Source organism: Massilia sp. S19_KUP03_FR1, assembly GCF_036688685.1.
Classification (GTDB): Bacteria; Pseudomonadota; Gammaproteobacteria; order Burkholderiales; family Burkholderiaceae_D; genus JALYUM01.
The window spans coordinates 59,394-71,001 of the sequence record NZ_JAQQPS010000002.1 but is presented as its reverse complement, the minus strand read 5'-3'; the positions used below and the strand labels follow the sequence as shown (position 1 = coordinate 71,001).

Here is an 11,608-nt window from a genome sequence, read left to right as displayed (position 1 = left end):
CTTCCATGAATACCATGCAAACTTCCAGCGCCATCGATGCCATCAACGCCCTTGATCTGGGCCCCATCAAAACCAAGCTGATGCATGCCGCATCGGGAGAAGGCTGGACTGCGGCCCACACCGACAGCGTCGAAGCGGAGTATCGGCGTTTTCTGACCTTAATGAAGCTGTATCCGAATGAGTCGACCGCGCCGTTGGTCGATGTGGACACGTTCTGGCACTACCATATTCTGGACACGGCAAAATATGCAGCCGACTGCGCTGCCGCGTTTGGCTACTTCCTGCACCACTACCCTTACCTGGGCCTGGCGGGCGAAGAGGACGCCGCGGCACGCGACGGCGCCGGCGCGCGCATGCAGGAACTGTACGCCGCGACCTTCGGCGCCAGCATGCCGGCCGCGATCGCCAGCGCGCCTGCATGGTGCGGCGTGGCGGCGGCCAAGGCGACGGCCTGGTGTGGCGCCACGACGGCGGCCCCTGCCGGCCAGGCCGTCGCGTGGTGCGGTGCCACCACGGCGAAGCCCCAACTGGCGTGGTGCGGTGCGACCACGGCGGCGCCACAACTGGCGTGGTGCGGCTCGGCCACGGCGGCGCCGCAACTGGCATGGTGCGGTGCGACCACGGCGAAGCCACAACTGGCGTGGTGCGGTGCGACCACCGCGACGCCACAAATGGCATGGTGCGGTGCGGCGCGGCCGACCGCAGTGCAGGTCGGCCCGGACATCCTGCTGACCGTCCAGCAAGCCAGCTGATGCGCTAGTCATCCCCGCGATCGACAAGCCTTTTTGCTTGCCGATCGCTGCCAACCCAAAAAGTTCAAGGAGTAGCTCGTCTTTTTGCTCGCCTTTGATAATTATCAACAACCAGCTGAGTTATCTGTCCGATATTGATATTCGTCATGTACGTAGTTCCACATCGACAATATGTGGTTTGCATACATCGAAATCACGACGACGATAACCAGCCAAGGATGTTAATAATGATCAATCAAACCGCCTTTGCCGCCATCGCGGCCCTCGACCTCGATCGTATCAAAACCAAATTGTGCCATGTGGAAAGCGGCGAAGGCTGGAGCCGCGCCCGCGTCGATGCTGCCGAAGTGGAATACCGGCGTTTTTTGTACCTGATGAAAGCGTTTCCGACCGAGCAAACCGTTCCCAGCGTCGAGGTCGATACTTTCTGGCATTACCACATTCTCGACACCATGAAATATGCGGCCGATTGCACCGCCGCATTCGGCTACTTCCTGCACCACGACCCTGCCGTGGGCCTGGCCGGTGCCAGCGAAGCGCCGGAAAGGTTCCGGCGCGCCGCGCGCATGGCGTCGCTTTACCAGGCCACGTTCGGCGCCCTGCCGGCCGCGACCGGCGCCAAATCCTATTGCGGTTCGGCGGTCAGTTATTGCGGCTCGGCGGTCAGTTACTGCGGTCGCGCCGTCAGCTATTGCGGCTCGGCCGTCAGTTATTGCGGTTCCGCCGGCCCGACGATTGCCCGGTCCGCTGCAGCACCCGTCAACGCCATCCCGGCCTGAGCCGCCATCGCCTGCACTGCCGCAGTCACATCCGGGTAGCGCAGGCGCACACCGAGTTCGTGCTTGATGCGGCCATTGTCGAGACGGCGCGACTCGGACATGAACGACATCGTCACCGGCGACGCCTGCGCCGCCAGTTCGGCACGCGCCAGGCGCGGCACCCGCGCCACCTGAAACGCATCGGCCACGACATCGAAATATTCCGCCATCTTCATGTGCGTATCGTCGACCGCGTGGTAGATCCGTCCCGGGCGCGCCCGGAACAAGGCCAGCGCCACGATGTGCGCCAGGTCGTCGGCGTGGATATGATTCGTAAATACATCGTCCTCGGCACGCAGGGCCGGCGCCTGGTCGGCCAGGCGCTTCATCGGCAGCCGGTCGGCCGCATAAATGCCTGGCACCCGGATGATGGCGACCTGGCTGCCGCTGTGCCGGCCCCAGGCGCGCAGTGTCCGTTCGGCGTCGACGCGGCGCCGCGCGCGCGGATTGTGCGGCGCCACCGTGCGGGTTTCCGCGACCAGCGCACCGTGGCAATCGCCATACACACCACTGGTGCTGAGATAGACCAGCCGGGTGGCGCCGCGTAGCGCCTGGACCAGGTGGCGCGTGCGCGTATCGCTTGCGCCTTCCCCTTTCGGCGGCGCCATGTGCACCACCAGCGGCGCCAGCCGCGACAGGCGCGCCAGCGTATGCGGCAGATCGAGGTCGGCCACCACGGGAATCGCGCCGGCCGCGCGCAGTTCGGCGCAGCGCGCCGGATTGCTGGTGACGGCAAACACGCGAAACCGGTCGCGCACCAGTGGCAGCAGGCGCATGCCGACATCGCCGCAGCCGACAATGAGCAGACGTGGAAGTGAGAAGGAAGATTGGGCAGGAGTCATGCCGCAATTGTACGGGAGCACCAGCAGGCAGCGCTGCTGTGCACAGCCCGAAGCGGTGTAAAATCCACCCTCGCGCCCCCCCCGTCCACTCTTATTCGGCATTCTCAGGCATGACTTTCCAGATCAACGTGGCGCCCAGCGGCCACACATTTACTTGCGACATCGACGATACCGTCCTGGCAGCCGGCCTGCATGCCGGCATTGGCCTGCCCTATGGCTGCAAAAATGGCGCATGCGGTTCGTGCAAGGGCAAGGTGTTGTCCGGCTCCTTTGAACAGAAGCCGCACCAGGCGCGCGCCTTGTCCGACGCGGAGAAAGCCGACGGTTTCGCGCTGTTCTGCTGCGTGGTCCCCACCTCGAACCTCGACATCGCCGTGCGCGAAGTGGGCGGCAGCAGCGATTACCCGGTGCGCAAGATGCCGTCGCGCGTGGCCAGCCTCACCAAGGTCACCCAGGATGTCGCCATCCTGACGCTGCAATTGCCGGCCAATGAAGCGCTGGCCTACCGCGCCGGCCAGTACATCGAATTTTTGCTGCGCGACGGCAAGCGCCGTTCTTACAGCATCGCCAACGCGCCGTCGCTCGATCAGCCGCTCGAGCTGCACATACGCCACATGCCGGGCGGCCTGTTCACCGAGCAGGTATTTTCCACCATGAAGGAGCGCGACATCCTGCGCTTCGAAGGCCCGCACGGCAGTTTCTTCCTGCGTGAAGAGTCGCACAAGCCCATCATCCTGCTCGCTTCCGGCACCGGCTTCGCGCCCGTGAAAGCGCTGGTGGAGCACTTGCAGCACCTGGAATCGCCCCGTCCCGTGACCTTGTACTGGGGCGGCCGCCGCCCATCCGATTTATACATGCACGCACTGTGCGAAGAATGGGCCGCGACGCTGCCGCATTTCCGCTACGTGCCGGTGATTTCCGATGCGCAGCCGGACGATCATTGGAGCGGGCGCACCGGCTACGTGCACGCCGCCGTCATGCAAGACCAGGCCGACCTGTCGGGCTACCAGGTGTATGCCTGCGGCGCCCCCATCATGGTCGATTCCGCGCGCGCCGATTACGTCGGCAAGTGCGGTTTGCCGGAAGACGAGTTTTATGCCGATGCCTTTACGTCGGAAGCGGATCTGCACCAGTTTTAAAAGGCAATTCGGGCGCGGGTGGGCAGACAAATAAATGCGCTGGCGCTGGGCCCGTATGGACTGCGCAGCTCGTCCACATCGGGCACAATGAGACCTTCCTTCGTCGCATTGTCCCGAAAGCCCCCATGTCCGTGAAGTCTTCGTCCAACGGCTTTGCCGTCCTGCGCAACCGTAACCTCTCGCTCTACCTCTCTTCGCGCGTCCTCGGCACCCTGGCGGTGCAAATGCAAAGCGTTGCCGTCGGCTGGCAGGTGTACCAGATGACGCACAGCCTGTTTGCCCTTGGCCTGATCGGCCTGGCGCAATTCGCGCCTTTCCTGGTGCTCATTCTGTGGGCCGGCCACATCGCCGATACGCACAACCGCCGCAACATCATCGTCTGGTGCTTCGGCGCGCAGTTGGCCACCAGCGCGCTGCTGCTGGCCTTTACTTGGAGCGGCAGCACCATCGTCTGGCCGGTGTTCGCGATCCTGGTCATCTTCGGCAGCGCGCGCGCGTTCATGATGCCGGCCTCGCAGGCGGTGTTGAAAAACCTGGTGCCGCACGAGAGCTTCAGCCAGGCCGTGGCGCTGTCCTCGTCGAGCTTCCACGTGGCCGTGATTGCCGGCCCGGTGCTGGGCGGCTTGCTGTACGCCTTCGGTCCGACCACCGTGTACCTGGTCGCCGCAATCCTCCTGACCCTGTCGGTAATCACGATGGCCATGACCACCAGCGCGCCGCAAGTGATGAACACGGCGCCGGTCAGCTGGAGCACCTTGCTCGAAGGTCTGCGCTTCGTGTGGTCGCGCCCGATCGTGCTGGGCGCCATTTCGCTCGACCTGTTCGCGGTGCTGTTCGGCGGCGCCACCGCGCTGCTGCCGGCCTACGCACACGACATCCTGCATACCGATGCGAGCGGGCTGGGCTGGCTGCGCACGGCGCCCGGCGCGGGTGCCGCCATCTGCTCGATCGCGCTGGCGTTCTTCCCGATCCGGCGCCGCGTGGGCGCCTGGATGTTCGGCGGCGTGGCGGTGTTCGGCCTGGCCACGCTCACCTTGGGCTGGACCGCGAATTTCTCGATCGCCCTGATCGCCCTGTGCCTGCTGGGCGCGGGCGACATGGTCAGCGTCTACATCCGCCATTTGCTGGTGCAGTACGAAACGCCGGACGCCATCCGCGGGCGCGTCAGCGCGGTCAACTCGGTGTTCATCGGGGCGTCCAACGAACTGGGCGAATTCGAGTCGGGCATCACGGCCGGCTGGCTCGGCCTGGTGCGGGCGATTTTCCTCGGCGGTGCGGCCACGCTGGTCGTGACGGGCCTGTGGGCCGTGCTGTTCCCGGTGCTGTCGAAAATGGACCGCTTCCCTCATCACGACGCGGAAGAAAAAGCCCGTGCCCAAGCATAAGCCACTGGCCGAACGCACGCTGCTGCACCGCTTCGTCAGCAGCCGGCCCTATCTCACCGTGGCCTTGCTGGTGGGCGTGGCCAGCGGCCTGTTCTTCCACGACGAAACGGCGCTGCGCCAGGCGCTGATCGGCTGGAACGTCACGGTGTGGCTGTACCTGCTCATCATTATCTATCCGCTGAACAAGGCCGACCACCACCGGGTCCGCGAACTGGCCGCCCGCCAGGATGAAAGCGCGGCGCTGGTGCTGGTCACGATGACGATCGGGATTGCGCTGACGATGGCCGCCGTGATCTCGGAACTGGCCAGCGCGGGCAAGGGCGGTGACGGGCAGCAGGCACTGCATTACATCATCACGGCCGTCACCGTGACCGGCTCCTGGCTGCTGCTCGGCGTGCTCTACTGTTTTCACTACGCGCACATGTTTTACAACAGCGACAGCGACCAGCCGGAACTGAAATTTCCCGACGACGAAAAGGAACCGAACTACTGGGATTTCCTCTATTTCTCTTTCACTATTTCGGTGGCGGTACAAACCTCGGACGTTTGCGTCATGTCGCGCGCCATGCGCAAACTGGTGCTCAGCCAGTCCGTGATTTGCTACCTGTTCAACCTGGTGATTGTCGGGTTGGCGATCAATATTGCGGCGGGACTGATGAACAATTGAACGCGCCGTTCTGCTGGACGCGCGATTTTCTGCGCACGGTGTAAGATCAAATCACCGTTTTTTGTTAAGCAGGAGGAACCTTATGCAGATCAACATCAACACCGACAAGTCCATCCAACGCAGCGCCGGACTGGACGAACATGTAGAAACCGCCGTCAAGGCAGCCATCGACCGTTTTGGCGAGCACATCACCCGCGTCGAAGTGCACCTGAGCGACGACAATGGCCAGAAAGCCGGCGGCCTGCGCTGCATGCTCGAAGCGCGCGTGACCGGCTACCAGCCTATCGCCGTCACCAACCATGCCGCCAATGTGCACCAGGCCATCAGCGGCGCCGCCGATAAACTCAAGCGTGCCATCGACAGCGCGCTGGGCCGCCTGCACGACAAGAACCTGCACAGCACGCCGCCAGTGGCTGCGACCGAAGAAGATCCGGACCTCGCAGCATAAAGCAGTTTGGGCCGGCGCCGCTGCATTGCCAGCGCCGCGCCGGCGCCCACCTTCACCGGGCACACTAGCCGATCCCACGCTCCAGCTCGGTGCGCAGCTTGCGCAGATAGCCCAGCCCCGCCACCGCCCTGCTGCCATACCACGACATCATTTCCCCATCGACCAGCATGACTGGCTTGCCGATCTGACTGGCCAGCTCCTCCACGTGCGCGTCCGTAAAACGGTAGGGTTCGGTCGACAGCAACACGGCGTCGATCTGGTCGAGCAATCCATCGGTCCAGGCAAACGTGGGATAACGCGCCGCATCGTCAAACGCCGGCACTTGCCAGCCGAGTTCGCCCAACATGCGGGCGATATAGGTGTCGCTGGAAATCGTCATCCACGGGTCGCGCCAGATGCAGTACAGCACCGTGCGCTCGGCGCCCGGCTGCATCGCTTCCAGCGCCGCCAGCTCGCGCTCGAACTGGGCGCACCAGCGTTCGGCCTCCGCTTGTTTACAGAAGATCGCACCCATCAGGCGCGCCAGGGCAAGGTTGTCGCGCGGCGCGCGCGGGTGGGTGACGACCACGTGCGGGACGAACTCCGCCAGCGCCTCCGCAGTGGGTTTGGTGTTCTCGTCGATGTTGACGATAGCGTGCGTGGGCAGCAGCTGGCGGATCTTGTCGATGTTCACATCCTTGGTGCCGCCCACCTTGGGAATGGCGGCAACCACCGCGGCCGGATGGATGCAAAACCCGGTGCGCCCAACCAGTTGATCGGCCAGGCCCAGGTCGCACAGCAACTCCGTAATGGACGGCACCAGGCAGACGATGCGGGCGCCGGGCGCGGGCGCATGTGGGGTCCCGACCGCGTCGACCGGGTAGGGTGACGTGGCGCCCGGCTGGCCGGATGATGGCACTGCCAGCCTGAACTCAGGACTGTAGGGATCGGTATCTTTCATTACTATATTGGAACATCGCCAGCGGCCATCTGCCAAACAAATCGCATAGAATGCGGAGGGTTGGTCGCGCGCATGCCGCGACTTGGCGGATTTACCACGTTTTTAAGCCATATTTTTACAATTTTCATGCAACCTGCAGTTAAATCATGACCATGAAAGAATAATTTGGAAAACATCGGTACCTTTGGTGCTTCCCGCTACAGCGCCGCCGACCTGCAATTGTTCCGCGACGCGGAAAGCGCCGAAGTCAACGCTGCCCTGGCGCATTGCGCCATTGTACGTTTGGCGGAAAACAAGGTCGTGGAGGACACCTTCCGCGCGCGCCTGTACATCGTGCTGTCCGGCGCGCTGGAAGTGGCGGACGATAACGGCGTGATGTTCGCCGAAGGCGCACCCGCGCGCATCTTGCCGGGCGAGAGCGTGGGCGAGCAATCGGTGCTGGACGACGCCACTAACCTGGCCGCCATGACGGCAGTGGAAGACACCGAATTACTGGTCATCGAGCCGGACCTGGTGTGGCGCCTGATCGACCAGAGCAATGGCGTGGCGCGCAATCTGCTGCGCCTGCTGTCGTTCCGTATTCGCGCCGCCAATGCCTTGCTGCGCCGGCGTCAGAAGCTGGGCGAGTTCTACCGCCAGCTATCGCTCAACGATGGTTTGACCGGACTCTACAACCGCACCTGGCTGAACGACATGCTGCCGAAACTGGTCGCGCGCGCGCGCCAGGACGGCCACCCGCTGTCGGTGCTGATGATAGACCTCGACCACTTCAAGAAATTCAACGATACCCATGGCCACCTGGCCGGCGACGGTGCCCTGTGCGCCGCCACCACGCTGGTGCGCGCACTGCTGCGCCCGTCCGATTTCGCGGTCCGTTACGGCGGCGAGGAAATCCTGGTGCTGTTGCCTGAAACCGCGCCGTCGGTGGCAGCAATGGTGGCCGAGCGCCTGTGCGAAAAGATGCGCAATACCGTCGTGTTCGACGACATGCGCATACCGCTGCCGCATATCACCGGCTCGTTCGGCATTGCCTCGTTGACACCTGGCGGCGACGAACGCAGCATCGTGGCCGACGCCGACGCAGCGCTGTACCGCGCCAAGGAAGCCGGACGCGACCGCATCTGTTTTTGAGCCGGGCGGGCGGCGCCGGTATCGCGCAGGTATCGTGCCGGAATGAGACGAATAGTTGGTACACATCAATTAGTAAGTAAAAATAAGTTGCAGCAAGGCAAGCACCCCTTCTACACTGAATGGGTGTTCGCCCCTGCCATGCCGCGTGATCGACGACAGCCAGCTGTCTGCAATCGAACCGCATGGTGCGTAAGGGCGCCAGGTTTCACCGCCCTAACCCACCTCTGAAAATCATGCTTACTTACTTTCGAAATCTCGGTATCGGCCGCCGCCTCGGTCTTGGCTTTGCCAGCATCCTGTTTTTTTCCTTGCTCACAATCGGCGTGAGCATCAACCGCCTTGACAATGTGGCGCGCGCTGCGGCTGCGCTGCTGAGCGAACCGCTCGCGACCGAACGCCTCATCGGCGACTGGAACCGCTACATTCACGTGGCAGTACGCCGCACCCAGGCCATCATCAAGTCCAACGACCCGGCGCTCGATGTCTTTTTTACCGCCGATGCCGCTGAAGGTGCGAAAGCATCCAATGAACTGCAAAAAACTGTCGAAGGCCATATGGATACCCCGCAGGAAATCGCCTTGTTCAAGGCGGTCGTCGATGTGCGCAAGGTCTACCTGGCAAGCCGCCAGGAAATCATGGTGCAGCAAAAAGCCGGCAACTCCGCAGCTGCCAATCAGTTGCTCGAAGAAAAATTCATTCCGGTGTCGAAAGCATTCCTCACCGCGATTGCCGAACTGGCGGCAGAGGAGCGGCACCAGGTCGATCAGGAAGCGGCCCGGATCGCTGCCACGAATATCGCCAGCCGCAACCTCATGATGGCGCTGGGCGCGGTCATGCTGGCACTGGGGGCGACCTCGACACTGCTGCTGACGCGCTCGATTACCGCACCGCTGGCACGGGCAGTCGAGGTCGCCAAAAGCGTGGCGGCGGGTGATCTGACGACGGAAATCGACGGTATTGGCCGTGACGAAACCGGGCAGTTGCTCGACGCGCTGCGGCAAATGAGCGGCAGTTTGTCGCATCTGGTGGGCGGCGTGCGCGGCTCGACCGACACAATCTCGGTGGCAGCGCAGGAAATTGCTGCCGGCAATGCCGACCTGTCGCGGCGCACCGAGTCGCAAGCCTCGGCCTTACAGGAAACGGCCAGCACCATGGAAGAATTGACCAGTACCGTGAAGCAAAATGCCGACAACGCGCGCCAGGCGAATCAATTGGTGATGACCGCCAGTGGCGTGGCAGTCCAGGGTGGCACGGTGGTGCGCCAGGTGGTCGAGACCATGGGTTCGATCCGGACCAGTTCGGGCAAGATCGTCGATATCATCGGGGTCATCGATGGCATTGCATTCCAGACCAATATCCTGGCCCTGAATGCGGCAGTGGAAGCGGCGCGTGCCGGCGAACAGGGACGCGGTTTTGCCGTGGTCGCCAGCGAAGTACGGTCGCTGGCCCAGCGTTCGGCATCGGCGGCCAGGGAAATCAAGATCTTGATCGACGACTCGGTGGGACAGGTTGAACAGGGCAGCCGCCTGGTCGACGAGGCCGGCCGGACCATGGATCAAGTCGTCACCAGCGTCAAGCACGTGGCCGACATCATGAGCGAGATCACGGCCGCGAGCCAGGAGCAAAGTAGCGGAATCGAGCAAATCAATACCGTCATCACGGAGATGGACCAAATGACACAGCAAAATGCGGCCCTGGTCGAGCAGGCAGCGGCGGCGGCGGAAAGCATGCGCGACCAGGCGCAAGCGCTGTCGGATGAGGTCAGCCAGTTCAAAGTCAAGGATGACCGCGCCACCAGGCCGCAGGCGCGCCGTCCGGTGGCGCCGGCCACGGCGGCGCCACGCAAGCTGCTGGCCAAAGTGCCAGCCTGAGCAGGCAGGCGGGGCGGCGCGACCGGCGCCACCCCGTTGCAAGCCGCGCCAATTCAGTACAATGCTGGAATCACGGTGGCAGCATCCGTCGTGGTTTTTCCCCATGACGCCCAAGGAATTCCAGCATGTCCTCATTCACCTACCTTTGGCACGACTACGAAACCTTCGGCGCGGTTCCGCGACGCGACCGTCCTGCCCAGTTCGCCGCCATCCGCACCGATGCCGACCTCAATGAAATCGGCGACCCGATCATGTTGTACTGCCAGCCTGCGCCGGATTTTTTGCCCGATCCGCAGTCCTGCCTGATCACCGGCATCACGCCGCAGCAGTGTCTCGAATGGGGCGTGCCCGAGTACCAATTCGCCGCCACCATCGAGGCGGCGTTCAGCCAGCCCGGCACCATTGGGGTCGGCTACAACACCATTCGTTTTGACGATGAAATCACGCGCCACCTGTTCTGGCGCAACCTGATCGACCCGTATGCGCGCGAGTGGCAAAACAATTGCGGCCGTTGGGATTTGCTGGACGTCGTACGCATGACCTATGCGCTGCGCCCGGAAGGCATCGAATGGCCGCTGCGCGAAGACGGCAAGCCCAGCTTCAAACTCGGGGACCTGGCCAAAGCGAACGGCTTGCTCCACGAGGCCGCACACGATGCGCTGTCCGACGTGCGTGCCACCATTGCCCTGGCGCGCCTGATCCGCGACAAGCAACCAAAACTGTTCACGTTCTGCCTGCAACTGCGCAAAAAGGACAAGGTCGCCAGCGAAATGGGCTTGCACCTGGACCGGGCCGAGCGCACGCCGTTCCTGCACGTGTCCGGCATGTTTCCCGCCGAACGCGGCTGCATCGGGCTGGTCTATCCACTGGGCACCCATCCGACCAACAAGAACGAAGTGCTGGTCTGGGATTGCCGCCACGATCCGTCCGAGCTGTTCACGCTCGACGTCGAGACCATCCGCATGCGCATGTTTACGCGCAATGCCGACCTGCCGGAAGGCGTCACACGCCTGCCCGTCAAAAGCGTGCACCTGAATAAATCGCCGATGTTGGTGGGGAATCTGAAAACGCTCAGCGCGGCCCAGGCCGCGCGCTGGGAACTCAACCTGGAACAGGGGCAGCGTCACGCCGCGCTGGCCGCGTCCGGGCCGGACATGACCGCGATCTGGGCCGAGGTGTACCAGCGCCCTGCCTCGGCCCCGCTGGATGTCGATGAAGACCTGTATGGCGGTTTTGTTGGCAACAACGACCGTCGCAAGCTGGAACAATTGCGCGGCGACACGCCGGAACAACTTGCCAAGGCGCGCCCGACCTTCGACGATGAGCGCCTGGAAGAAATCCTGTTCCGCTACCGCGCGCGCAATTTCCCGGACAGCCTGGGCGATGGCGAACGGCGCCAGTGGGAACGGCATCGTGCGGCGCGCCTGTACGACGGCGCCGGCGGCGCGCGCTCGATCGAGCAGCTGCAAATGGAGATCGACGCGCTGTCGGAAGATGCCGACGAGCACGCCGAACAAATTTTAGGGGCGCTGTACGACTACGCCGAGGCGATCGCCCCGGAGGTTCGTTAGCCCCGCAGCCGTCACCCCGGTGAAAGCCGTGCAGCCGTCACCCC

At 63.4% G+C, this 11,608-nt stretch carries 11 protein-coding genes; 9 read left to right on the top strand and 2 right to left on the bottom strand.

Features of this window, described 5'->3' with window-relative positions; all coding sequences use genetic code 11:
• Window positions 1-5: 5 nt before the first annotated feature.
• The gene (locus tag V6M87_RS02025) at window positions 6-752 is read left to right on the top strand and encodes a glycine-rich domain-containing protein (protein ID WP_332848057.1); all 747 of its coding nucleotides are present in this window, start codon (window positions 6-8) and stop codon (window positions 750-752) included.
• Between the two features lie 227 nt (window positions 753-979).
• Window positions 980-1,531 (top strand): glycine-rich domain-containing protein, encoded by a 552-nt coding sequence (locus tag V6M87_RS02020; protein ID WP_332848056.1) that lies wholly within the window; start codon window positions 980-982, stop codon window positions 1,529-1,531.
• On the opposite strand, the gene V6M87_RS02015 is transcribed toward V6M87_RS02020, so the two are convergent.
• On the bottom strand, window positions 1,462-2,412 hold the full coding sequence (locus tag V6M87_RS02015) for an SDR family oxidoreductase (protein WP_332848055.1): 951 nt from the start codon (window positions 2,410-2,412) through the stop codon (window positions 1,462-1,464). The two genes, V6M87_RS02020 and V6M87_RS02015, sit on opposite strands and share 70 nt — an antisense overlap.
• A gap of 110 nt (window positions 2,413-2,522) precedes the next feature.
• Here V6M87_RS02015 and V6M87_RS02010 point away from each other — a divergent pair, with 110 nt between their 5' ends.
• From V6M87_RS02010 to V6M87_RS01995, 4 genes are all read left to right on the top strand, one after another.
• The gene (locus V6M87_RS02010; RefSeq protein WP_332848054.1) at window positions 2,523-3,551 is read left to right on the top strand and encodes a CDP-6-deoxy-delta-3,4-glucoseen reductase; all 1,029 of its coding nucleotides are present in this window, start codon (window positions 2,523-2,525) and stop codon (window positions 3,549-3,551) included.
• 125 nt (window positions 3,552-3,676) lie between these two features.
• The gene (locus tag V6M87_RS02005) at window positions 3,677-4,936 is read left to right on the top strand and encodes an MFS transporter (RefSeq protein WP_332848053.1); all 1,260 of its coding nucleotides are present in this window, start codon (window positions 3,677-3,679) and stop codon (window positions 4,934-4,936) included.
• Window positions 4,923-5,603, top strand: a complete 681-nt coding sequence (locus tag V6M87_RS02000) for a DUF1345 domain-containing protein (protein WP_332848052.1) — start codon at window positions 4,923-4,925, stop codon at window positions 5,601-5,603. The genes V6M87_RS02005 and V6M87_RS02000 overlap by 14 nt, the downstream gene beginning before the upstream one ends.
• 82 nt (window positions 5,604-5,685) lie before the next feature.
• Window positions 5,686-6,051, top strand: a complete 366-nt coding sequence (locus V6M87_RS01995; RefSeq protein ID WP_332848051.1) for an HPF/RaiA family ribosome-associated protein — start codon at window positions 5,686-5,688, stop codon at window positions 6,049-6,051.
• A gap of 64 nt (window positions 6,052-6,115) precedes the next feature.
• Here V6M87_RS01995 and V6M87_RS01990 read toward each other — a convergent pair whose 3' ends face one another.
• Window positions 6,116-6,991: a helical backbone metal receptor gene (locus V6M87_RS01990; protein WP_332848050.1), complete on the bottom strand. Its 876-nt coding sequence runs from the start codon at window positions 6,989-6,991 to the stop codon at window positions 6,116-6,118.
• 165 nt (window positions 6,992-7,156) lie between these two features.
• Between V6M87_RS01990 and V6M87_RS01985 the strand changes: the two genes are divergently transcribed.
• The 3 genes from V6M87_RS01985 (at window position 7,157) to sbcB (ending at window position 11,564) form a co-directional block, all read left to right on the top strand.
• The gene (locus V6M87_RS01985) at window positions 7,157-8,122 is read left to right on the top strand and encodes a GGDEF domain-containing protein (RefSeq protein WP_332848049.1); all 966 of its coding nucleotides are present in this window, start codon (window positions 7,157-7,159) and stop codon (window positions 8,120-8,122) included.
• Window positions 8,123-8,355: 233 nt separating this feature from the next.
• Window positions 8,356-9,993: a methyl-accepting chemotaxis protein gene (locus V6M87_RS01980; protein ID WP_332848048.1), complete on the top strand. Its 1,638-nt coding sequence runs from the start codon at window positions 8,356-8,358 to the stop codon at window positions 9,991-9,993.
• Between the two features lie 125 nt (window positions 9,994-10,118).
• Window positions 10,119-11,564, top strand: coding sequence for an exodeoxyribonuclease I (sbcB, locus tag V6M87_RS01975; RefSeq protein WP_332848047.1), 1,446 nt, complete (start codon window positions 10,119-10,121; stop codon window positions 11,562-11,564).
• Window positions 11,565-11,608 lie beyond the last annotated feature (44 nt).